Raw genomic sequence first — 23599 nt, 5'->3', positions numbered from 1 at the left:
GCCGCGCGCAGGGCCCTTCAGCGCGGTGGTTCCGGGTCCGGCACATCGAACTGACGGTAGGCCATCGAATCGCCAGTCTCGCCCTGGCCCACTGGGTCGCCGGGAGCCGCATTGCCTGCGAGCCCCCCCTCGCCACCGTTTCCCAGGTGCAGGGTGGCCCCCGACCCGAAGGTCACCGAGGCGCTGGCGGACGCCACGCCGTAGGAGGAACCGCCGATGCCGCCCCCGGCGTCGCCCCCGCGACCGCCGCGGCCTCCGTCTCCCCCGTCGCACGCGGGCCACATCTCACTGTCCCCCGGAGGGCGCTTTCCACCGTTGCCACCGGGTGCACCCGCGCCGCCAGGTTGGCCTGTTCCGCCGACCCCGCCGTTGCCGCCGTTGCCCGTGAAGACCTCCGTCGCCTCGAGCGTCACCGCGCTGCCGTACAGCGCGACGACGCCGATGCTCGAGCCGCCATAGCCGCCCCCCTTGCCGCCCAGACCACCGCAACCGCCGCTCCCTCCAGAGCCGCCGGCGGCGCCGCCCTGGGGGCTGCCCGCTCGACACTCGACCATGTGCCCTCGCGCCTTGCTGCCGCCACCGCCGCCCCCTCCTTGGCCGACGCCGCCTTTCTTGCCGTCCTCACCCCGGACGCCGATCCAGCCATACATTGCCGAGAGGTAGCCTGCGCCGGCCGCACCACCCGCGCGCCCACCGTCCGCGCCCTTCTCGCCGTCGTTCCCCTCGGTGCACGGCTCGCTGCTCGCGCCGAGCCCTGCGCGGCCCTTGCCCTCCGGAGTCTCCACCGGCTCGGGCTGCCCTGGAGCGCCGCCGCGCCCGCCGTCGATGCCGCCGTCGCCCCCGGATCCGCCGGTGGACTCGATGCCATCGCCGCACGCGGTCACGGCCGGCAGGGCGCCCCTCACGACGTCCGCCGTGCAGGCGGACGCGCCGTCGTTCCCCTCCACGCCGTCCGTCGCGCGCTCGATCGACGCGTCCTCTCCCGGCTCCCCGTCCTTGCCGTTGCCCGCGACGATCTCGCACGATCGCACGATCGCCCTCGCCCCAGACTCCAGGAGCATCGCGATCGACGACTTCCCATCGCTCGTCGAGGCGTCCGCCGCCACGGCGCGCACGCCGAAGATCATCGACGTCGCGCCGCCTCCCTCGACGACCCGCACCGGGATCCCCACCGGCCCCGGCGCGATGGTGGTCCGGTGCGCGGAGCCCCCGAACGACCAGTCGCCGTCCTCGCAGCGACGGCCGCCCCAGAGGTCGACGCCCGAGGGCAGCGAGATCGCCTCCTCGAACGACCCGCTGCACGCGTACACGCGCCGGGTCGGCGCCTCGCCGTCGCGTCGTCCGCCCGCGGCGAGCCCGATCGCGCGTTGCAAGGTCTTCACCGGCGCGTCCTTCGTGCCAGGACTCCCGTCGTCGCCTGACGACGCGCTGACGAACACCCCACATTCATCCAGGGCCGGCGCGCTGCCGGGCTCTCCCTCGCACGGGTCGGGCGGAGGCTCCGGATCCGGGGCGCACGCCAGCGCTTCCCAGCAAGAGTCGGAGTAAGCACCGCATGCGCTCAGCATGCTCGCCATCCATGCGCAGAGCGCGACAGCGACGACGGACGTCACGGCGCGCCGACCTCCCTGCGAACGCAACCCCTCGTCTCCGCGGGTGTTGTTCGCCTCCGCCGGCCAACGCGTCCTGGTCCCCCTGCGAGCGCGCTCGCCCGCGACTACAAATCGTCCTGGCCCCTCGCGAGCGCGCTCGCCCGCGACCACAACGCGCCCTGGTCCCCTCGCGAGCGCGCTCGCCCGCGACCACAACGCGCCCTGGTCCCCTCGCGAGCGCGCTCGCCCGCGACCACAACGCGCCCTGGTCCCTCCGCGACCGCGCTCGCCCGCGACCACAACGCGTTGTGGTCGGCGGAGACGTATCTCATGAAGAACGCTCGACTATTTTCGAGAACGTGAACCGCATCACAACCGCAGGCGCCTCTCGCATCGGATCGGCCGGGATCTGCTCGTCCGCTTCCGGCGGCGCCTCGATGGGCGGCGCGACGGGCGCCGCGGGCCGGGCTGCTCCGAAGGTGCGGCCACGAAGCCCGTTCAGGCGGCGCTTTTGGACGCGAGCAGAATCACGATGGCCACGGCGCAGGGCCTGTCCAGCGAGCTATGACCACTTGTCCGGCGGAACATCACCGGACAGCCCCTTTCGTCGCGCTGCGCGGACCGCCGCGAGCCAGTGCATCTTCGCTGGGTCGCTGTCCCACGGCGGGGCCTCCCGGTAGAGCGAGTCCCAGAATTCGCGCGCTGCCGCCTCGGCGGTCGCGAGCTCGCTCTCGCCTTCGGGCGCGTCCTCGACGGCATCCACGAGAACACGCCATGGGTCCGAGTCGTAGCCTCTCAGGTTCGGCCACGGCCTTGCGGGTTGTCCGTCGAAGAGCCCATCGCTGCTCTGGAGAAAGCCTCTGGGGGATGGGCCTCGTCATGGAGCTCGGGAGCCCGCGGCGACCGCGCCGAAACCCCCGCTGAAAGGCGCGGAGCGCCGAGGGCCGGTCCACCTCGGGGGCGCCGTCGGCTCAGCTCTTGGAGAGAAAGCGAGCCGCCGCGCGGATGCGCGCTCGGCTCACGCCGGATCGGCCAGCGGCTCCTCTTCCGCCTCCACCGGCGGCGCGGCGGGCGCCTCGGCGGCGTCGCTGGCCTCGCCGCTCGATCCAACCGGCCGCGACTCCCACGCCGCGAGCGGCGCGAGCAGCGCCGCGCTGACCTCCTCGCTGCCGGGCACGTCCGGGTCCGCGTGCGCGGCGACCCGGGTCGCATAGTCGCGAAGGGCTGCGAGCGTCGCCAGAAACGCGGCGCGCACGTCGCCCGTCGGAGCGCTCTCGGGCTTCGGCGTGGTGATGTGCAGCGCCCTGCCGTAAGCCTCGTGCGCCTCCTCCAGGTGGGCCAGGAAGCCCTCGCCGCCGAGCTTCTTGAACGTCCTGTCGTGCCGCGCGCCGCGGATCGCGTCGAGGCGCGCCTTCGACTCCTTCCATTCGAGCTTGTACGGGAGCCGGGTGAAGGAGAGGCCGTCCGGATAGAGGATCTTGAAAAGCTCCTTCGCGTCGTCGATGCTCGGGTTCTGCTCCGGCGGGAGCTTGCACCAGCCTCCGAGCCAGTCGAACGTCGCGCTCCACGCGTTGTCGAGGATGCGATCGGCCTTCGGCTTGGTCTTCGTCTCCACCGGATCGCCCCCTTGCGGCCGGGTGAGCGTCTCGAGCGTGGCGACCGCCGCGGCGAGGCGTCCTTTCGATCGACCGATCGCCTCCGGGAGCTTCTTCGGCTTGAGCTGCCGCTCCCTGGCGTCAGCCACCGTGATGAGCTCCGTGGCAAGCACGACCGACTCGGCGGCGTTGAGGCGCGGGAGAGCGACGAGATCCTGGGAGGTGAATGAACGAGCCATGGTGAACTCCTTCCCTGAAACGGCGCAGTCGACTGCGCCGGGGAGGAACGTCCTGGCAAGAACGGAGCCGCGCACGGCACCTCGGATTTTCGCGCTCTCCAACGCCCGGTGCACGCTCCTGGCCTGGTTTGGCCGGCCTGGCCTGGCCGGCCTGGGCGCCCGCAGGCCAGCGCGCAGGTCGTCGTCAGCGCGCCGCGCCGAGCGCCCCGGCCCCGGAGAGCGCGCTCTCCGGGACCGTCCTTCCCCTTCAGACTTCAGAACGTGGCATCGAGCTGGAGGCGACCGACGTGGCGGCCTTCAGAGGCATCCTTGCCGAAGATGTAGGCCTGTACCTCAGCCGCAGGATCGCGGAGGCGCACGGCGGCTCGATCCGTGTCGAGAGCGCGCTCGGCGCCGGGGCGACGTTCATCGTCGAGCTCCCGCGTGCGGGGCCCCCGCGCGCGTTCGAGCCGAGCTCCCTGTCGGGCTGAGCGCCGCCGCCCAGGCGCTCGCGTTGGCCGGGCATCCTTCATACTATAGTCCGATAGAGATGGAGGTACGACTGAGGGAGAACTTGGCTGGAAGCGTGCTGCCGGGCGGGAGCCAGGCGCTCAGTCCGGTCGTATGGTTGGGCCGTGTCGGAGAGGTGCGCGGACTCGACCGCTCCGGCGTCGACGACAGCCGCCATGTCCCGCCAAGCCGCCGGACGCCGGCGCTTCACGGTGTGTCTTCCCCATGAAGACTGCCTCCCCCTACACGGTCACCGAGACCCTCCACGAGGGCCAAAGGACCAGCCTGCTTCGTGCGGTCCGGAACGCCGATGGCCGCTCGGTGATCTTGAAGGTCCTCGACCCGCGGCGCAGCCGCCCGAAGGACATCGAGCGCCTGAAGCACGAGTACGCGATTGGCACGATGCTGAACCACGAGGCCATCGTGGCGCCGCTCGCCCTCGAGATGTACGACGGGCTGCCGGCGCTCGTCCTTGAGGATTTCGGCGGCGCGTTCCTCGACCACTTCATGGATGTGCCCGTGGAGGTCGAGCGGTTCCTCGACCTCGCGGTTCGTATCGTGGCCGCCGTGGCGGAGCTCCACCAGCGGGACATCATCCACAAGGATCTCAAGCCCCAGAACATCCTCGTCAACGCAGCCACCGGCCAGGTCAAGCTCACCGACCTCGGCCTCGCGTCCCGCCTCCCCCGCGAGCAGCCGCCGGCAGGGCCTCCCCGGCTCATCGAGGGCTCCTTGCCGTACCTGTCTCCGGAGCAGACGGGGCGGATGAACCGGGCGATCGACAGCCGCACCGACCTCTATGCTCTCGGCGTCACGTTCTACGAGATGCTCACCGGGCGCCTGCCGTTCGAGGCGCGCGACCCGCTCGAGTGGGTGCACTGCCACGTCGCCCGCGCCCCGCCGCCGCTCTCCACGCTCGTCCCGCAGCTGCCCGAGGTCGTCTCGGCGCTCGTCCTGAAGCTCCTGGCCAAGATGGCGGAGGATCGTTACCAGACCGCCCGCGGCCTCAAGCACGACCTCGATCGGTGCCTTTCGCAGTGGCGAGCCACCGGCGGCATCGAGCCCTTTCCCCTGGCCGAGCGCGATGTCTCCAGCCGCTTGCAGATCCCTCAGAAGCTCTACAATCGCGACCACGACGTCGCTGCGCTGCTGCGCGCGTTCGAGCGCGTGGTGGGCACGGGATCCCCCGAGCTCGTCCTGGTCTCCGGCTATTCCGGCATCGGCAAGTCGGCGCTGGTCTACGAGCTCTACAGGCCGGTCATCCGGGAGCGAGCCCTCTTCCTTTCGGGCAAGTTCGATCCATACAAGCGCGATATCCCATACTCGACGCTCGTCCAGGCCTTCCGGGAGGCCGTGCTCGAGATCCTCGCCGAGAACGAGGACCAGATGGCGGCCTGGAGGCAGCGGCTGCTCGACGCCCTCGGGATCAACGGACAGCTCATGGTGGAGGTCATCCCCCAGGTCGAGCTCGTCATCGGCCGGCAACCGCCGGTTCCAGAGCTCCCGTTGACCGAGGCGCAGAACCGGTTCCGCGTCGTCTTCCGGCGCTTCATCGGGGTGTTCGCCCGGAAGGAGCACCCCCTCGCGCTCTTTCTCGACGACCTCCAGTGGCCCGATTCGGCGAGCCTCGGCCTCCTTCATGATCTGGTGACGCACCCCGAGACGCGCCATCTGCTCGTCATCGGCGCGTACCGCGACAACGAGGTGCCTCCCTCGCACCCGCTCACGCTGGCGCTCGACCAGCTGCGGAAGGAGGGCGCGCGCATCTCGGACATCGTGCTCGGCCCGCTCTCCCGAGAGCACCTCGCCGCGCTCGTCAGCGACGCGCTCCACTGCTCCCGCGAAGACGCCGCGCCGCTGTCGAACCTGGTCCACGAGAAGACGGCCGGCAACCCCTTCTTCGCGATCCAGTTCCTCACGGCGCTGCACGAAGAGCGGCTGATCGAATTCGACGAGCGGGCCGAGGCCTTCCGGTGGGACGTTGCGAGGATCCGCGAAAAGGGCTTCACCGACAACGTGGCGGCCCTGATGGTCGGCAAGCTCGCGCGGCTGCCGGAGGGCGCCCAGGGAGCGCTGACGCAGCTCGCCTGCCTGGGAAACACCGCAGACGTCGCCCTGCTGGCGCTGGTTCATGGCGGCTCGGAGGAGGACATGCACGCGCAGCTCTGGGAGGCCGTCCGCGCGGGGCTGGTCCTGCGCCTGGACGACACGTACAAGTTCCTCCACGACTGGGTCCAGGACGCCGCCTATTCGCTCATCCCCGAAGACGAGCGGGCGGCGATGCACCTCGAGTTAGGCAGGCTTCTCGCGTCGCGCACGGCGCCGGAGGACCTCGAGGAGAAGATCTTCGAGGTCGTGAACCAGCTCAACCGCGGCGTCGGGCTCATCACGTCGTGGGAGGAGCGAGAACGGGTCGCCGAGCTCAACCTCGTCGCGGGCAAGCGCGCCAAGGCGTCGACCGCCTATGCGTCGGCGCTGGCGTACCTCACCGCTGGCGCGGCGCTCCTGGCCGAGGACGGCTGGTCCCTCCGCTACGAGCTCATCTTCGCGCTCGAGCTCCACCGGGCCGAGTGTGAGTTCCTGACCGGCGAGCTCTCGGCGGCGGAGGAGCGGCTCTCTGTGCTCTCGCGCCGCGCCCGGAACCTCGTCGACTTCGGCGCCGTCACGTGCGCGCGCATGGCCGTTTACACGACCCTGGATCAGATCGACCGCAGCGTGGAGGCATGCCTCGAATACCTCCGGCGCGTCGGCGTCGAGTGGTCGCCGCACCCGTCGGACGCGGAGGTCCGGCAGGAGTACGAGCGGATTTTGAAAAAGCTCGAGGGCCGCCCGATCGAGGAGCTCTTCGACTTGCCCCCGATGACCGATCCGGACTGCCGCACGACCATCGACGTCCTCTCGTGGTGCGAGGGGCCGGCCTGCTTCTCCGACCAGAACCTGCTGATCCTCGTGGTCGCTCGCATGGTGAACCTCAGCCTCGAGCATGGCAACAGCGACGCATCGTGCCTCGCGTACGTCCGGCTCGGCTCGCTCCTCGGGCCACGCTTCGGCGACTACCGGGCGGGGTTCCGCTTCGGCAGGCTCGGCCTCGACCTGGTGGAGAAGCGCGCGATGCTCCGCTTCAAGGCCCGCGTCTATCTGGCCTTCTGGTACGCCGTCAACCCCTGGACGAGGCACGTGCGCACCAGCCTCGATCCATTGCGGCGCGCCTTTCACGCGGCGCAGGAGGCCGGCGATCTCACGTATTCGTCCTATCTGTGCGACGCCTTGATCAGTCTCCTCCTCATCGAAGGAGATTTGCTCGGCGAGGTGCAGCGAGAGGCCGAGCGCGCGCTCGAGTTCACGCGGAAGGCCAAGTTCGGCCTCATTGTCGACTCCATCACCGGAAAGCTCAGGCTCATCCGGACGCTCCGGGGGCTCTTGCCGGATTTCGCCTCCTTCAACGATGACCACTTCGACGAGGGCCGGTTCGAGCGGCACCTCGAGGGCGATCCGCGCCTCTCGATCGCCGCGTGCTGGTACTGGATCTGCAAGCTGCGAGCGCGTTTTTACGCAGGTGACTACGCCTCTGCCCTCGAGGCCACCGCGAAGGCGCAGCGGCTCCTCTGGACGTCGCCGTCGTTCCCCGAGGTCGCCGAGCACCACTTTTTCAGCGCGCTCGCGCGGGCAGCGCGCCACGACGCGGCACCTCCATTTGCCGGCGAGCGGCCCCAGGATGTCATGGAGCTCCTCGCGCACCACGAGCAGCTCAAGGTCTGGGCTTCGAGCTGCCCCGAGAACTTCCTCCATCGCGCGGCGCTGGTCGGCGCCGAGGTCGCGCGCGTCGACAGCGAATGGGAGAAGGCGGCGCAGCTGTACGAGCAGGCGATCCGCGCCGCGCGCGACAGCGGCTTCGTCCACAACGAGGCGCTCGCCTACGAGATCGCGTCGAGGTTTTACCGGGCGCGAGGGTTCGACCTGATCGCCGCCACGTACCTCCGCGAGGCGCGCGCCTGTTACGCCCGCTGGGGGGCGGACGGCAAGGTCCAGCAGATCGACCAGCAGAATCCGCATCTCTGGGATACGAGGCCGCTCGCCCAGGCCGCCACCTTCGCGGCGCGGTCCGAGCAGCTCGACCTGCTCTCGGTGACCAAGGCATCGCAGAGCCTGTCGAGCGAGATCGTCCTCGACAAGCTGCTCCGCACGCTGCTCACGGTCGTCCTCGAGCAGGGCGGCGCACAGAGGGCTTGCCTCCTCCTGTGCCAGGACGAGCGCCTCTCCATCGAAGCGGAGGCCACCCTCGAAGAGAAAGGGGCGGCGACGACCCTCCTCCCGCCGAAGGCGGAGGAGCTCTCGCGGCGCGTCCCCATGTCGCTCGTCCGCTATGTGCAGCGGACGAAGGAGCGCGTCATCCTGAGCGACGCCGCCGCCGACGCGGGCAAGTTCTCCGGCGACGAGTACTTCACGCAGGTTAGGCCCAAGTCGCTCCTCTGCGTGCCCATCCTGAGGCAGGCCGAGGTGGTGGGTCTGCTCTATCTCGAGAACAACCTCCTCGCCGGCGCGTTCACGCAGGATCGGCTCACCGCCCTCTCGCTCCTCGCCACGCAAGCAGCGATCTCCCTGGAGAACGCGCGGCTGCTCTCCACGGAGCAGGCCGCGCGGACCGCGGCCGAGGCGTCGGAGCGGCGCGCGGCCTTCCTGGCCGAGGCCGGGGAGATCCTCGCCGGGTCGCTCGATTACGCCGAGACGCTCTCGCGCCTCGCACGGCTATCGGTGCGATCGCTCTGCGACTGGTGCATAATCGACCTGGTGGAAGACGGAGAGATCCGGCGGATCTCATGGGCACACAGAGACCCTGCGAAGGAGTCGTTGTTCGAGGAGCTAGAGCGGCGATATCCTCCTCGCCGGGATTCGCCCCGCCCGGCGGCCAGGGTCCTGCGGAGCGGCGAGCCACTCCTGGTCCCCGAAGTCTCCGAGGCAGTCCTCCGGGACTACTGCGAGGACGACGGGAAGGCGAGGCTCATTCGCGAGCTCGGGACCCACAGCTTCATCACCGTACCGCTCGTGGCGCGGGGACAGGCGATCGGGGTGCTGAGCGTCGCCTCGTCCGCGCCGGGGCGCCGCTACGGGGGCGCCGACCTCGAGCTCATCCAGGAAGTGGCGCGCCGGGCCGCCATCGCGATCGACAATGCGCGGCTCTACCACACTGCCCAGGAGGCCATCCGTGCGCGGGACGAGTTCCTGACCGTGGCGACGCACGAGCTCAACACGCCGTTGACGTCGCTCACGCTGACGCTCGAGTCCGTGGATAGGGCGCTGCGAGCGGGCCGCTCCTGGGACCCGCAGGCCTTGGGCCGGCAGGTCGACCGCGCGCTGCGGCAGGCGGCGCGCTTGACCCGCCTGAACAGGGAGCTGCTCGACGTCTCGCGGATCCACGGGGATCGGCTCTCGCTCGAGGTCGAGGAGGTGGACCTCGGGGCGGTCGTCCGCGACGTGCTCGCGCGATTCAATCTGGATCTGGCGCGCGCCGGGTGCTCGGTCTCGCTGCGGGAGTGCGGCCGGATCGTGGGCCTCTGGGATGGTTCCCGCGTGGACCAGATCGTCTCGAACCTGCTCGCAAACGCGATCAAGTTCGGGGCGGGCAAGCCCGTGGAGATCTCCGTCGACGAGGAGGCGGGGACGGCGCGGCTCTCGGTCCGGGACCACGGGATCGGGATCGACCCGGCGCGCCAGGGGCAGATCTTCGAGCGGTTCGAGCGCGCGGTGTCGGACAGGCACTACGGCGGGCTGGGGCTCGGCCTGTACATCAGCCGCAGGATCGCGGAGGCGCACGGCGGGTCGATCCGCGTCGAGAGCGCGCTCGGCGCCGGGGCGACGTTCATCGTCGAGCTCCCGCGTGCGGGGCCCCCGCGCACGGAGATGGAGAGACGCGCAGCGTCGAGCGGGTAGCCCAGCTGCAGGCGGCGGCGGATGCGGGTGCCGAAGGATGCGGGCGGGCGTTCACGAGAGCATGGAGCTCCCTGCTCGTCGGGGCCCGCGACGTGCACCGCGGAACTGCCGGGCCTGACCCGTGGTACCTATCGATCGAGGGGGTGCTGAGGTGACACGATCGTGGGAGGCCGTGACAGAGAATGCGGTCCCCGGCGGGCGCCATGCGCTCACGCCGATCGTGTGGTTACGTCGTCTCGGCAAGGCGCGCGGACTCGAGCGCTCCGGCGCTGACGGCAGCCCCCAGGGGCCGCCAGGCCGCCGGGCGCCAGCGCTCCACGGAGTGCCTTCCCCATGGGGGTGAGCACCGCCTCGCCATACACGATCGTCGAGACCCTCCACGAGGGCCTGAGGACCCGCCTGCTCCGAGCGGTCCGGAGCGCCGATGGCCGCTCGGTGATCTTGAAGATCATCGACCCGAGGCGCAGCCGCCCGCAGGACGTCGAGCACCTGAAGAACGAGTACGCGATCGGCAAGATGCTGAACCACGAGGCCATCGTGAAGCCGCTGGCCCTCGAGACGTACGAGGGGGTGCCGGCGCTCGTCATGGAGGATTTCGGCGGCGAGTCGCTCGATCACTTCATCGGCGCGCCGATGCAAACCGAGCGGTTCCTCGACCTCGCGGTCCGCATCGTGGCCGGCGTGGCGGCGCTCCACGAGCGGGGCATCCTTCACAAGGATCTCAAACCGCAGAACATCCTCGTCAACGCGGCCACCGGCCAGGTCAAGCTCACCGACTTCGGCCTGGCGTCCTGCCTCTCCCGCGAGCAGGCGCCGGCGGGGCCTGCGCGGCTCATCGAGGGCTCCTTGCCGTACCTGTCCCCGGAGCAGACAGGGCGAATGAACCGGGCGATCGACAGCCGCGCCGATCTCTACGCCCTTGGCGTCACCTTCTACGAGATGCTCACCGGGCGCCTGCCCTTCGAGGCGCGGGATCCACCCGAGTGGGTGCACTGCCATGTCGCCCGCGCCCCGCATCCGCCCTCCGCGCACGTCCCGGAGCTGCCCGAGATCCTCTCCGCGATCGTCCTGAAGCTCCTCGCCAAGATGGCGGAGGATCGCTACCAGACCGCCAGCAGCCTCCAGCACGACCTGGAGCGGTGCCTGGTCGAGCTCCGGGCCACCGGCAAGCTCGAGCCGTTCCCCCTGGCGGCGCACGATGTCTCGGGCCGCTTCCAGATCCCTCAGAAGCTCTATGGTCGCGAGGACGAGGTCGTCGCGCTGCTCTCCGCCTTCGAGCGCGTGGTCGGCACGGGATCCCCCGAGACCGTCCTCGTCTCGGGCTATTCCGGGATCGGCAAGTCTGCGCTGGTGAGCGAGCTGCACAAGCCGATCGTCCGCGAGCGGGGATTCTTCATCTCGGGGAAGTTCGACCAGCAGAAGCGCGATATCCCGTACTCGACGATCGTCCAGGCCTTCCGGGAGCTGGTGCTCGAGCTCCTCGCCGAGAGCGAGGAGCGGCTCGCGGCCGTCCGGGATCGGCTGCGCGCCGCCCTCGGGGTCAACGGACAGCTCATCGTGGACGTGATCCCGCAGGTCGAGCTCGTCATCGGGCGGCAACCGCCGGTCGCCGCGCTGCCGCTGGCCGAGGCGCAGAGCCGGTTCCGCGTCGTGTTCCGGCGTTTCATCGGGGTGTTCACCCGGAAGGCGCGCCCCCTCGCGCTCTTTCTCGACGATCTCCAGTGGGCCGATCCGGCGAGCCTCGGGCTCCTCGAGGATCTGATGACGGATCCCGAGACGCGCTGTCTGCTCGTCATCGGCGCGTACCGCGACAACGAGGTGACCCGTTCCCACCCGCTGATGCTGGCGCTCGATCAGATGCGGAAGGGGGGCGCGAGCGTCTCGGAGATCGTGCTCGGCCCGCTCTCTCGCGAGCACCTCAGGGAGCTCGTCAGCGACACGCTCCACTGCCGCCGCGAGGACGCCGCGCCGCTCTCGGACCTCGTCCACGAGAAGACGGCTGGCAATCCCTTCTTCGCGATCCAGTTTTTCATGGCGCTCCACGAGGAGCGCCTGATCGAGTTCGACGTCTACGCAGAGGTCTGGCGGTGGGACCTCACGAAGATCCGTGCCAAGGGCTTCACCGACAACGTGGTGGCCCTGATGGTCGGGAAGCTCATGCGGCTCCCTGCCAGCACCCAGGACGCATTGAAGCAGCTCGCTTGTCTGGGAAACTCCGCCGAGATCGCGCCCCTGGCGATGGTTCATGGCCGCTCGGAGGGGGCGTTGCACGCGGTCCTCTGGGAGGCCGTCCGCGCAGGGCTCGTCCTCCGCACGGATGGCACGTACAGGTTTCTCCATGACCGCATCCAGGAGGCGGCCTATTCGCTCATCCCCGAGGGCGAGCGGGCGGCGATGCACCTCGGGATCGGCCGTCTGCTCTCGTCGCGGACGCCGCCCGAGGAGCTCGAGGAAAAGATCTTCGAGATCGTGAGCCAGCTCAACCGCGGCGCCGCGCTGATCACGGCGCGAGAGGAGCGCGAGCGTGTGGCCGAGCTCAACCTCGTCGCGGGCGAGCGCGCCAGGAGAGCCACGGCCTACGCCTCGGCGCTGAGCTATCTCACGGTCGGCGCCGAGCTCCTGGGCGGGGAGAGCTGGGACACGCGGTACGAGCTCGCCTTCGCGATCGAGCTCCACCTGGCCGAGTGCGAGATCGTCACCGGCGCCCCGGCGGCGGAGGAGCGGCTCTCCTCGCTCTGGCGCCGCGCGCGGGACCTCGTCGAGGCGGCCTCCGTCGCGCGCACGCGCGTCGAGCTCTTCACGACCCTCACCTGGAGCGACCGCGCCGTCGGGGCCTGCCTTGAATACCTCCGGCGCGTCGGCGTCTCGTGGTCGCCGCACCCGACGGACGAGGAGGTCCAGAGGGAATACGAGGGGGTATGGGAGCGGCTCGGGAGCCGCTCGATCGAGGAGCTCATCGACCTGCCCCCGATGACCGATCCGGTCTCGCGGGCGACCGTGGACGTCCTCACGTCGACCATAGCGCCAGCGCACTTCACCGATGCCAACCTGCTCGCCCTCATCCTGGGTCGCGCCGTGAACCTCAGCATCACGCAGGGCAACAGCGACGCCTCGTGCTGCGCCTACGCCTACCTCAGCACGTGCCTCGGCCCGCGCTTCGGCGACTACCAGGCGGCGTACCGCTTCGGCAAGCTGGGCTTCGATCTGGTGGAGAAGCACGGGCTGCTCCGCTTCAAGGCCCGCGTCTACTCGACCTTCGCGTTCATGGTCCTGCCCTGGACGAGGCACCTGCGCGCCAGCGTCGAGCTCATGCGACGCGCCCGCGACGCGGCGCAGGAGACCGGCGATCTCGCGTATGTTGCCTATGCCGGCAGCTCCCTGGTCTCGCTCCTGCTCTCGGACGGCGATGTGCTCGATGAAGTGCAGCGCGAGGCCAAGAGAGAGCTCGAGTTCGCGCGGAGGGCGAGGTTCGATCTCATCGTCGACCTCTTCACCGGAAACCGCCGGCTCATCCGGACACTCCGGGGCCTCTCGCCGGACTTCTCCACCTTCAACGACGCGGAGTTCGACGAGGGCCGGTTCGAGCAGCACGTCATGAGCGATCCCACCCTGACGGTCGCCGCCTGCTGGTACTGGATCCGCAAGCTGCAAGGGCGCTTCTTCGCGGGCGACCACGCGTCCGCCATCGAGGCGGCGTCGAAGGCAGCGCCGCTCCTCGGGTCGTCGGCGTCGTTCTTCGAGGCGGCGGAGTACCATTTCTACGGCGCGCTCGCGCGGGCAGCGCACCACGACGCGGCGACCGCCGACGAGCGGCCCCGGCACCTGGATGCCATCGTCGCCCACCACAAGCAGCTCGAGGTATGGGCGACGAACTGTCCCGAGAACTTCGGGAACCGCGCGGCGCTGGTCGCCGCCGAGATCGCGCGCATCGAAGGCCGGTATCTCGACGCCGAGCGCCTCTACGAAGAAGCCATCCGCTCGGCCCACGATGGCGGCTTCGTCCACAACGAGGCGGTCGCTTGCGAGGTCGCGTCTCGGTTCTACCGAGCGCGGGGGCTCGACAGGTTCGCCGACACAACCCTCGGCGACGCGCGGACCTGCTACGCCCGCTGGGGCGCTGACGGCAAGGTGGCGCAGATCGACAGGGAGAATCCGCGCCTCCGCGAGCCGAGGCCCACCCCGTTCACCGCCACCTTCGCGGCTCGGCCCGAGCAGTTCGACCTGCTCTCGGTGACCAAGGCCTCGCAGGCCATCTCGGGCGAGATCATCCTCGACAGGCTCCTGCGCACGCTGCTCGAGGTCGTGCTCGAGCAGGGCGGCGCGCAGAGGGCCTGCATCCTCCTGAGTCAGGACGGCAGGCTCTCGATCGAAGCGGAGGCCGCGCTCAAGGAAGGAGGGGCGGTGGTGAGCACCCTCGAGTCGGCGCCGGTGGATTCCTCGCAGCGCCTCCCCTCGTCGCTCGTCGACTACGTGTGGCGGACCGGGGAGCGCGTCATCCTGCACGACGCGGCCGCCGATGCGGGCACATTCTCCGGCGACGGCTACTTCGCGCGGAGTCGGCCCAAATCGCTCCTCTGCATGCCCATCCTGAGGCGGGCCGAGGTGGTGGGCCTGCTCTTCCTCGAGAACAACCTCCTCGCCGGCGCGTTCACGCGGGATCGGCTCACCGCGCTCTCGCTCCTCGCCTCGCAGGCGGCGATCTCCCTGGAGAACGCGCGGCTCCTCGCCAAGGAGCAGTCCGCGCGGACCGCCGCAGAGACGGCCGAGCGGCGCGCGGCCTTCCTGGCCGAGGCCGGGGCGATCCTCTCCGGATCGCTCGATTACGGGGAGACGCTGTCGCGGCTCGCGCGGCAGTCCGTGCGATCGTTCTGCGACTGGTGCATCATCGATGTCGTCGATGGTGGAGAGACCCGACTCGCGGCCTCGGCCCACAGAGATCCTGCGAAGCAGCCTTTGCTCGCCGAGCTACGACGGCGATACCCTCCTGGCCGGGATTCGCCCCACCCGGCGGCCCGCGCCGTCAGGGACTGTGAGCCGCTCCTGCTCCCCGAGATCTCGGACGAGGTCCTCCGGCGATACGCCGAGGACGACGGGCACGCGAGGCTCCTCCGCGAGCTCGGGACACAGAGCTCCATCACCGTGCCGCTCGTGACGCGGGGACAACCGCTCGGGGCGCTGAACGTCGTCTCGTCCGTGCCGGGGCGCCGCTACGGGGACGCCGATCTCGAGCTCGTGCAGGAAGTGGCGCGCCGGGCGGCGATGGCGATCGACAATTCGCGGCTCTACCGTGCTGCTCAGGAGGCCGTCCGGATGCGGGACGAGTTCCTGACCGTGGCGACGCACGAGCTCAACACGCCGATGACGTCGCTCACGCTCACGCTCGAGGCGATGGAGCGGGCCATCCGGTCGGGTCGGATCTGGGACCCGCAGGCCATGGGCAGGCAGGTCGACCGCGCGCTGCGGCAGGGAGCGCGCCTGACCCGCCTGAACAGCGAGCTCCTCGATGTCTCGCAGATCGACGCGGCTCGGCTGAGGCTCAGCGTCGCCGAGGTCGACCTCGGGGAGGTCGCCCGCGACGTGGTCGCGCGGTTCAGGCACGATCTGGAGCGCGCCGGGTGCTCGGTCTCGCTCCGGGACGGCGGCCGGATCGTGGGCCGGTGGGATCGCTCCCGCGTCGATCAGATCGTGACGAACCTCCTCGCCAATGCGATCAAGTTCGGCGCGGGCAAGCCCATCGAGGTCGTCCTCGGCGAGGAGGCCGGGATAGCGTGGCTCTCGGTCAGGGATCACGGGATCGGCGTCGATCCGGCGCGCCAGGAGCGGATCTTCGAGCGCTTCGAGCGCGCCGTGTCCAACCGGCACTACGGCGGGCTGGGGCTCGGGCTGTACATCAGCCGCAGGATCGCGGAGGCGCACGGCGGCTCGATCCGTGTCCAGAGCGCGCCCGGCGCCGGGGCGACGTTCATCGTCGAGCTGCCGCGCGCCGGGCCGCCGCGCACCGTCGAGCCGAGCGCTCTGCCGAGCTGAGCGCCGCTTTCAGGGGGGTGGGCGCGGCGCCGCCTTGAGCAGGCGGCGCCGCGCTATGCGACGGCGCGGTCCAGGTGGGCAGGCGCCCCCGCCCGCGACGGGCGGAGCTCGACCTTCACCCACCCGGCGTCTCGCCGATCGAAGGCCTTGTAGGCGTCGACAGCCGACTCCAGGGGCGCTTTCTTGGTGAGGATCGTGGTGGGATCCACCTGGCCGGTCTGCACGAGGTCCACGAGCTTCGGGATGTACTTCCTGTGATTGCAGTTGCCCATCTGGAGGGTGAGGTTCTTGTTCATGGCCTCTCCGATGGGGAACGTGCGCGACGTCTGCGGATAGACGCCGATGACCGCGATGGTCCCCGCCTTGGCCACGCACCGGACGGCCCACTGCAGCACCTGCGACGGCCCGTCGCCGGCGCGGAAGGCGTCGCCCGTGGTCCGCGCGTTGGGGGCGATCTGCTTGACCTCGAGGTCGAACGCCTTGGCCTGCTGCTTCGCCTCCTTGTGGGCGGGGCCTTCGTGCGGGCGCTCGGCGTCGACGCCCACGGCGTCGATCGCCCGGTCCACGCCGATGCCGCCGGTGAGGCGCAGGATGGCCTCGATCGGGTCCTCGGCGGAGAAGTCGATGGTCTCGGCGCCCTGCTCGCGCGCCATCTCGAGCCGGTCGGGCACGCGATCGACGGCGAGGATGCGCCCCGCGCCCATGAGCTTGGCGCTCGCGATCGTGAACAGGCCGACGGGGCCGCAGCCGAAGATCGCGACCGTGTCGCCGGGCTTGATCTCGGCGAGCTCGGCGCCGAAGTACGCCGTCGGGAAGATGTCGGAGAGCAGGATGGCCTGGTCGTCGCTGACGCCGTTCGGCAGCTTGACGAGGCCGACGCCCGCGAAGGGGATGCGCGCGAGCTCGGCCTGCAGCCCGTCGAACGGGCCCGACATGGCGGGGCCGCCGAAGAACGCCGTGCCCGCGTGCTTGCCGTTCGGGTTCGCGTTGTCGCACTGCGCGTAGTACGCGGCGCGACAGTACGAGCAGTAGCCGCACGCGATCGTCGAGGGCACGACGACGCGATCGCCCTTCTTCAGGTTCCGCACGTCGGCGCCGAGCTCCTCGACGACGCCGACCGCCTCGTGGCCGAGGACCGTGCCCGGCACCATCCCCGGCATCGTGCCGCGGACGAAGTGGAGATCGGTCCCGCAGATGGCGCTCGCCGTGATCCGGAGGATCGCGTCGGTCGGCTCCTTGATCTTCGGCTCCTTGACGTCGTCCATCCGGATGTCGCCGACGCCGTGAAACACTACCGCCTTCATGGGTTCTCGCTTTCTCCCTCGGGGGGCGGCGCGCCGGCCGGCCGAGAGGCGCAGGCCGCCGCGCTCTGCAGAGATGGCCGAGGTCCTGGACGCCGCGTGTCCGTGCCGATCCCGTGCCAGCCTGCGCGTGCAACCGCGGCGCGGAGGGTGGAGCAACCGAGGTGCCAGCGGGACATCGCCGGGAGATCCGGCTCCGGCGCGCTGCTCGCATCCGCGGCGCGCTGCTCCTCGGGCGGCGGGGCGATCGTGACAATCTGCCCCGTCCGGGGCCGCCCGCCGCAGGGGAGCCCGGTTATCCGGGCTCCCCGGACCGGACGCGGACGACCTTACCGTCGAACGCGACGGCCATCGCGAAGATGGGCGCGGCGCCGCTCGCGCGGAGCTCGGCGGCGTAGTCGCGCGCCCGGATCTGCGCCACGGCCTCGTCGAGCGCCTGCTCAAGGCTGACCCGCGACGCGCGGGCGACCTTGAGCTCGAGCACGACGCCAGGCCGGCCCGGCTGCACCGGCCGGATCATCACGTCGAGCCGCCCTTGCCCGGATTCGCGGTTGGAGCGCACCTGATGGCCCGGCTCGAGCGCCGCGAGCAGGCCGGCGACGAAGCCGTGATAGACCGCCTCCGGATCGACCCTCGTCGCGTCGTGGTACGAGAGCACGCCGGCCACGAAAGCCTGGAGCTCCGCTTCGAACCCCGCCGCGTCGCCCGAGAGGAGCGCGGCGAGGAGTCGTTGCATGCTGCTGCCCTGCCGCCTGAGCCGCGCCTCCGCCCAGCGGCGGAACGTGCCCGTGTAGAGCAGCCGCACCTCGCGGTTCGGGATCTTCAGGGCGTGCGCGGGCTGCTCCCCGTGGCCGCGCGAGCGCTTCTCGGCGCGCAGGTATCCCGAGAAGACCAGCAGCCCGAACAGCGCATCTTCGTTCTGCGCGAGGTCGCCGATGGCCACGTTCTCCTCGAGCACGCGCTCGATCTCGCCTCCCTCCATCAGCACCTCCAGCGCGGGCTGCAGCGTCACGGCGTGCTCCTCGATCACCTTCTGGATGAGATCGTTGGAGCTCGTGCCGAGCCAGAACGGGAGCGGATCCTGGTCTTGCCCTTCGAGGAAGCTGAGGATCGACCAGGGGTTGTAGATGACGGCGCCGCCGAAGTCGTACCCGTTGTACCAGGCGCGGATCACCTCCAGCAGGCCGCGCCGCCCCGCCTTCTCGAGCAGCGCCTCCACCTCGGCCTCCGTGAACCCGAAGCAGGTGTTGAAGTCCGATCGGAGGAGCGAATAGGCGACCACGTTGTTGAGCCCGGAGAAGATGCTCTCGCGCGCCACCCGGAGGATGCCGGTGAGGACGGCCCTGTGGAGGTGCGGATTGCCCTTCAGCCCCTCGGTGAGGAACGTGCGCACGAAGTCGAGGATCCTCGGCGCATAACCGTGCAGATACCCGGCGTGGATGGGCTCGTCGTACTCGCCGGGCCGGCGTCGTGGCATCACCGCCCTTCGCGCCGCCGATCCGCCGCGCTCCCCCGCGCAGGCGCCGCGGCGTGCCGCGCGAGCGCGCGCCGGACCGGGCCGCGATCGGCGCCGCCGGCGCGCACGGGATCGGCCTCGCCGACCAGCACCGACAGCGCGCGCGCCTGCGTCGTCGCCGTGGCCGCGAGGGCGCGATCGCCGTTCCGCGCGGCGAGCGCCGAGAGCCGCCGCGCGACGCCGAGCGCAGCCGGCAGCGCGCCCGCCGCCACGTACGCGGCCGCGAGCTCCTGGAGCAGCCTGCCGTCGTCGCCGCGGAGCGCCGCCGCCGCTTCCAGGTCGGCGATCGCCTCCTCGCGCCGCCCCTCGCGCGACCGCAGCGCCGCCCGGGCGCGGTGGCCCTCGACGAAGCCGCTCACGTGGTCCAGCCCCACGGTGTACGCGCGCTCCGCCTCGCGCGGATCGCCCGCCCGCTCGTACAGCGCGCCCAGCCCGAGGTACGCCGGGCCGTAGGTCGCGTCGAAGCGGACCGCCTCCAGGTACCGCTGCAGCGCCACGTCGGCCTCGCCGGCCGCGGCGCGGGCCTCGGCCTGGCGCGTCATCTCGGCGGCCTGGGCCGTCGCCCAGCCGACCCCGTCCGCCCGGGCCGGCGCGGCCCCGTGCAGCAGCGCCGCGGCGAGCGAGGCGGCGGCGAGGGCGCGCGCTCGCCGCCGCGCGCCTCCCGCATCTACGCACCGCGCCGCGCACACCGGGCCGAGCGTACCGGCGCCCGGCCCCTGGAGCAATCGGACGGCTGCTCCGGAAGGCAGCCGCCCGGCGCGAGTTCGCGTAGGATGCGCGCTCATGGGTGAGGATCTGCGCTTCCCGGACGGGTTCCTGTTCGGCACTGCCGCCTCCGCCACACAGGTCGAGGGGCACTGCGCGCAGAGCGACTGGGCCGCGTTCGCGCGCGAGCCGGGGCGCGTCCGCGGCGGCGACACGCCGGACGACGCGTGCGACCAGCTGCATCGCTTCCGCGAGGACGTCGCGCTCCAGGCGCGGCTCTGTATGGGGGCGCACCGGCTCTCCATCGAGTGGGCCCGCGTCGAGCGGGAGCCGGGCGAGTTCGATCCGGCCACGTGGGACCACTACCGGGACGTGCTCGGCGCGCACCGGGACGCCGGGATCACCCCGATGGTCACCGTCCATCACGTCACCCTGCCGCGCTGGGTCGCGCAGCGGGGCGGCCTGCTCTCGCAGGATCTGCCTTCGCTCCTCTCGCGCTTCGCCGAGCGCGCCGTCGAGGCGCTCGGCGACCTGTGCCAGCTCTGGGTCACCATCAACGAGCCCAACATGCTCGCCCTGCAGGCCCACCTGCTCGGCGTCTGGCCGCCGGCGCGGAGCTCGCCCGTCGAGGCGGTGCGCGCCCACCAGAACCTCTTCCGCGCCCACGCCGCCATGTACCGCGCCATGCACGAGGCCGCGGGCCGGCGCGGGCATTCCATCTCGGTCGGCGTCGCGCACCACCTGCGCGTCATCGAGCCGGAGCGGTTCGGGCGGCTCGCCGACCGCATGTGGGCGGCCCTCTTCGAGCGGCTGTTCAACGACGCGTTCGCGCGCGCCGTCTGCGACAGCGGCCTGCACGACTTCTTCGGCGTGAACTACTACAGCCGTGACCTGGTCCGCTTCTCGGCGGCGCACGCGCGCGCGGGGTTCCTCCGGCGGCTCGTCCCCGAGGGGGCGGAGGTCAGCGATCTCGGCTGGGAGATCTACCCGGAGGGGCTCGGCTACGTGCTCGACGCCTGGTGGCCCCGCGCCCGGGTCCCGATCTACATCACGGAGAACGGCATCGCCGACGCCGACGACGACCAGCGCCCGCGGTTCCTCGTGCGGCACCTCGCGGAGGTCGCGCGGGCCATCGAGCGCGGCGTCGACGTGCGCGGGTACATGCACTGGTCGCTGCTCGACGGCTTCGAGTGGGCCGAGGGGTACGCCCCGCGCTTCGGGCTGGTCGAGGTCGACCGCGTGACCCAGGAGCGCAGCCCGCGGCCGAGCGCCGAGCTCTACGCCCGGATCGCGCGCGCGCGCCGCATCGAGGCAGACGGCCCGGGCGGCGCGCGGAGCGAGCGCGGCGCCGCGCCCGCGTGACGGACGGCACCGGAAAGGCAGGATCGATGCGCATCGCGCTGCTCTACCCACCGCCCTGGAAGATCCCCGCGCCCGGGGAGGCGCCCGACACGAGCGGCGACGGCCCGCCGGCCGAGTACCGCGAGGGCGACCTCGACCCGGACTTCCACCAGACCCCGTACGGGCTCTTCTCGCTGGGCGCGCAGGCCCTCCGCGCGGGCCATCAGGTGAAGGTGCTGAACCTCTCGTCGTACCCGTTCTCGCAGGTCGAGCGGGTCGTGCGCGAGCTCGGCGCGGACGTGTTCGGCCTGTCGTGCTGGACCGCCAACCGGCGCGGCGTGGCGCTCACCGCCCGGTGCATCCGGCGGCTCCACCCCGGAGCGCACATCGTCGTCGGCGGGCCGCACGCGACCCCGCTCGCGGCCGAGATGCTGCGGCACCACCCCGAGATCGACACGGTGACGCTCGGCGAGAGCGAGCACTCGTTCCTCGAGCTCCTCGAGCGCCTCGAGGCCGGCCGGCCCGCGCTCGGCGTCGCCGGCACGGCGTACCGCGTCGACGGCCGGGTCGAGCTCGGCCCGCCCCGGCCCGCGATCGAGGAGCTCGACGCGCTCGCGTCGCCGCACGATCACTTCGCCACGCACATCGTGATGACCTCGCGCGGCTGCGCCTGGGCGTGCACGTTCTGCGGGGCCGAGGCGACCTGGGGCCGCGGCTTCCGGGGCCAGTCGGTGCCCTACGTGCTCGACTCCATCGAGGCCGCCGTGGCGAAGCTGCCGGTGAAGATGGTCCAGATCAAGGACGACACCTTCACGACGAACCGCAAGCGCGTCATCGAGATCTGCCGCGGCATCCGCGATCGGAAGATCTCTTTCCTGTGGAGCTGCGACACGCGCGTCGACGTCCTCGGCGAGGAGCTGCTCCGCGAGATGCGCCTCGCCGGCTGCCAGCGCCTGAGCCTCGGTGTCGAGTCGGGCTCGCCGTCCATCCTGAAGAACATCGACAAGAAGATCACGGTCAAGAAGATCATCGAGTCGACAGAGCTCGCGAAGAAGTACGGGATCCAGGTCCGCTACTACATGATGCTGGGCAACCGCGGCGAGACGGCGGAGACGTTCCGGGAGACGCTCGCGTTCCTGGAGGCGGCGAGGCCGCACCAGTACATCTTCTCGTGCCTGTCCATCTACCCCGGCACGCGCGACTTCGACGACGCGGAGGCGGCCGGCTGGCTTCAGCGCGACGTCTATTTCCGCGGCGACTTCCAGGAGCTCAAGACGCCGTTCGACGCCTCGGAGGAGGACACGGCGCTGATGAGCGCCTGGTTCGAGCGGAACAAGGGGCTGCGCGAGGTCTACCGCGAGGGGGTGGGGGAGCGCCTGGCGATCCTCGAGCGGCTCGGCGATCACCACGCGGCGCACCTGGAGCTCGGCGTCGCCTACCTCGACGCGGGGCAGCTCGACCTCGCGGAGCGGCACGCCGCGCGCGCGCTGGAGCTCGGCCATCCGCTGCCTGGGCTCGCTCTCAACGCGCTCGCGTGCGTCGCCGCGGGCCGGCGCGACTGGCAGGCGATGCAGGACCACTTCACGGCGGCCGCGAAGCGCGACCCGCAGCACGCGGTGCTCATCCGCAACGTGCAGGCGGCGCGCGCGTGGTTCGCGAAGGGCGGGCCGGGCAAGGGGCTCCCGCTGGATCTCGTCGCGCGCTGCGACTTCCAGCTCCTGGAGCGGACGGCGCAGCCGGCGCTCCCCGGGCCGCTCCCGGAGGACTTCGCCGTGTGGCCGCAGGCCGTGGCGCGGCCCGCGCCGCCGCGCGCGGCCGAGACCGCCGGCCGCGACGCAGCGGCGCAGCGCGGGCGGCTCCGGGTGCTGCCGTCGTAGCGCCGGGCGGCGCGGCGCCCCGGTTCCTCCGGCCCTCCCGGCGTGCTACCCGCCCTTCCATGGCGACGAGCACAGACCACGGCCGCCCCGGCGCCGGCCCGGAGCCGGCGGCGGATCCACCTCTCCAGGGCGCGAAGGCGCCGAGCCACGCCGAGCGCTGCCGCACGCTGGCGCAGCGGGCCCGCGCCGCCACGCTGTGCACGCTCGCGCGGGATCCCGCCGGTTATCCGTACGGCTCGCTCGTCGCCGTCACCGTGGACGCGCACGGGCGCCCGCTGCTGCTGCTCTCGGCGCTCGCCGAGCACACTGGCAACCTCAAGGTCCGCGCCGAGGCGTCGCTGCTCCTCGCCGAGCCCGCCGAGGGCCTGGCCGACCCGCTCGCGCTCGGCCGGATGACGCTGATCGGCCCGTGCCGCCCCCTCGAAGGCGCGGAGGCGGCCGCCGCCCGGACGAGCTTCCTCGCGACGCACCCGCGTGCGTCGTACTACGTGGATTTCACGGACTTTTCTTTCTACCGGCTCGACCCGGTGTCGATCCGGTACGTCGGCGGCTTCGGCCGCATGTCCTGGGTCGAGGCCGACGCGTACGCGGCCGCCGAGCCCGATCCGCTCGCCGCCGACACCGCGGGCATCCTCGAGCACATGAACACCGATCACGCCGACGCGGTCCTCGCGTACGCGAAGGTCCTCGCCGGGATCAAGGACGCCACCGGCGCCACGATGACCTCGGTCGATCGTTACGGCTTCGAGCTGGATATCATCACGCCGGCGGGGCCGAAGGCGGCACGCCTCCCGTTCGACGCGCCCGTATCGAGGACGGACGAGGTGCGGAAGGCGATGGTGGCGCTGGTGCGCGAGGCCCGCGGCCGCACCGCCTAGCGGCGCGCCGCGCGGGCGCCCTCCTGCCGCCGCCGGCGTGGGTGAGGCCGCCGTCCGCCATGGCGGCGCCAGCCCCGGAGCGCGCCACGCCCCCCGGCGCCGAGCCGATGC

12 protein-coding genes are annotated in these 23599 nt (G+C 71.4%); 6 read left to right on the top strand and 6 right to left on the bottom strand.

Features of this window, described 5'->3' with window-relative positions; genetic code table 11:
* Positions 1 to 17: 17 nt before the first annotated feature.
* The 3 genes from WMF39_RS23085 to WMF39_RS23075 form a co-directional block, all read right to left on the bottom strand.
* Entirely contained in the window at positions 18 to 1568 is a 1551-nt protein-coding gene (locus WMF39_RS23085) for a hypothetical protein (RefSeq protein WP_437748014.1), read from the bottom strand.
* A gap of 586 nt (positions 1569 to 2154) precedes the next feature.
* Positions 2155 to 2355, bottom strand: a complete 201-nt coding sequence (locus WMF39_RS23080; protein WP_437747617.1) for a hypothetical protein — start codon at positions 2353 to 2355, stop codon at positions 2155 to 2157.
* A 255-nt stretch (positions 2356 to 2610) separates the two neighbouring features.
* On the bottom strand, positions 2611 to 3426 hold the full coding sequence (locus tag WMF39_RS23075; protein ID WP_437747616.1) for a hypothetical protein: 816 nt from the start codon (positions 3424 to 3426) through the stop codon (positions 2611 to 2613).
* A 287-nt stretch (positions 3427 to 3713) separates the two neighbouring features.
* Here WMF39_RS23075 and WMF39_RS23070 point away from each other — a divergent pair, with 287 nt between their 5' ends.
* The 3 genes from WMF39_RS23070 (at position 3714) to WMF39_RS23060 (ending at position 15870) form a co-directional block, all read left to right on the top strand.
* Positions 3714 to 3896, top strand: a complete 183-nt coding sequence (locus WMF39_RS23070) for an ATP-binding protein (RefSeq protein WP_437747615.1) — start codon at positions 3714 to 3716, stop codon at positions 3894 to 3896.
* 244 nt (positions 3897 to 4140) lie between these two features.
* Positions 4141 to 9843 carry a sensor histidine kinase gene (locus WMF39_RS23065; protein WP_437747614.1) on the top strand — a complete coding sequence of 1901 codons (5703 nt, stop codon included), beginning with the start codon at positions 4141 to 4143 and terminating at the stop codon, positions 9841 to 9843.
* A 333-nt stretch (positions 9844 to 10176) separates the two neighbouring features.
* On the top strand, positions 10177 to 15870 hold the full coding sequence (locus tag WMF39_RS23060) for a sensor histidine kinase (protein ID WP_437747613.1): 5694 nt from the start codon (positions 10177 to 10179) through the stop codon (positions 15868 to 15870).
* A 53-nt stretch (positions 15871 to 15923) separates the two neighbouring features.
* On the opposite strand, the gene WMF39_RS23055 is transcribed toward WMF39_RS23060, so the two are convergent.
* From WMF39_RS23055 to WMF39_RS23045, 3 genes are all read right to left on the bottom strand, one after another.
* Entirely contained in the window at positions 15924 to 17174 is a 1251-nt protein-coding gene (locus WMF39_RS23055) for a zinc-dependent alcohol dehydrogenase (protein WP_437747612.1), read from the bottom strand.
* Between the two features lie 292 nt (positions 17175 to 17466).
* Positions 17467 to 18648, bottom strand: coding sequence for a PD-(D/E)XK nuclease domain-containing protein (locus WMF39_RS23050; protein ID WP_437747611.1), 1182 nt, complete (start codon positions 18646 to 18648; stop codon positions 17467 to 17469).
* Complete coding sequence (locus WMF39_RS23045; protein ID WP_437747610.1) at positions 18648 to 19412, bottom strand: tetratricopeptide repeat protein; 765 nt, start codon at positions 19410 to 19412, stop codon at positions 18648 to 18650. Before WMF39_RS23045 ends, WMF39_RS23050 begins: the two co-directional genes overlap by 1 nt.
* A 58-nt stretch (positions 19413 to 19470) precedes the next feature.
* Between WMF39_RS23045 and WMF39_RS23040 the strand changes: the two genes are divergently transcribed.
* From WMF39_RS23040 to WMF39_RS23030, 3 genes are read left to right on the top strand one after another with little or no spacing between them, the layout of a single operon-like run.
* Positions 19471 to 20754 carry a glycoside hydrolase family 1 protein gene (locus tag WMF39_RS23040; RefSeq protein WP_437747609.1) on the top strand — a complete coding sequence of 428 codons (1284 nt, stop codon included), beginning with the start codon at positions 19471 to 19473 and terminating at the stop codon, positions 20752 to 20754.
* Positions 20755 to 20780: 26 nt separating this feature from the next.
* The gene (locus WMF39_RS23035; protein ID WP_437747608.1) at positions 20781 to 22610 is read left to right on the top strand and encodes a radical SAM protein; all 1830 of its coding nucleotides are present in this window, start codon (positions 20781 to 20783) and stop codon (positions 22608 to 22610) included.
* A gap of 59 nt (positions 22611 to 22669) precedes the next feature.
* Entirely contained in the window at positions 22670 to 23488 is an 819-nt protein-coding gene (locus tag WMF39_RS23030; RefSeq protein WP_437747607.1) for a HugZ family protein, read from the top strand.
* Positions 23489 to 23599 lie beyond the last annotated feature (111 nt).

Origin of the sequence: Sorangium sp. So ce1504, from assembly GCF_051521635.1 — a bacterium.
Taxonomy (GTDB): domain Bacteria; phylum Myxococcota_A; class Polyangia; order Polyangiales; family Polyangiaceae; genus Sorangium; species Sorangium cellulosum_B.
The sequence above is the reverse complement of the archived record's forward strand: the minus strand, read 5'-3'. Positions and strand labels throughout refer to the sequence as shown.

Excerpts from the sequence above, each read along its gene's own strand:
- WMF39_RS23085 (WP_437748014.1), bottom strand. The coding sequence starts at position 1,568 with ATGCTGAGCGCATGCGGTGCTTACTCCGACTCTTGCTGGGAAGCGCTG.
- WMF39_RS23075 (WP_437747616.1), bottom strand. The coding sequence starts at position 3,426 with ATGGCTCGTTCATTCACCTCCCAGGATCTCGTCGCTCTCCCGCGCCTC.
- WMF39_RS23065 (WP_437747614.1), top strand. The coding sequence starts at position 4,141 with ATGAAGACTGCCTCCCCCTACACGGTCACCGAGACCCTCCACGAGGGC.
- WMF39_RS23060 (WP_437747613.1), top strand. The coding sequence starts at position 10,177 with ATGGGGGTGAGCACCGCCTCGCCATACACGATCGTCGAGACCCTCCAC.
- WMF39_RS23055 (WP_437747612.1), bottom strand. The coding sequence starts at position 17,174 with ATGAAGGCGGTAGTGTTTCACGGCGTCGGCGACATCCGGATGGACGAC.
- WMF39_RS23050 (WP_437747611.1), bottom strand. The coding sequence starts at position 18,648 with ATGCCACGACGCCGGCCCGGCGAGTACGACGAGCCCATCCACGCCGGG.
- WMF39_RS23040 (WP_437747609.1), top strand. The coding sequence starts at position 19,471 with ATGGGTGAGGATCTGCGCTTCCCGGACGGGTTCCTGTTCGGCACTGCC.
- WMF39_RS23035 (WP_437747608.1), top strand. The coding sequence starts at position 20,781 with ATGCGCATCGCGCTGCTCTACCCACCGCCCTGGAAGATCCCCGCGCCC.
- WMF39_RS23030 (WP_437747607.1), top strand. The coding sequence starts at position 22,670 with ATGGCGACGAGCACAGACCACGGCCGCCCCGGCGCCGGCCCGGAGCCG.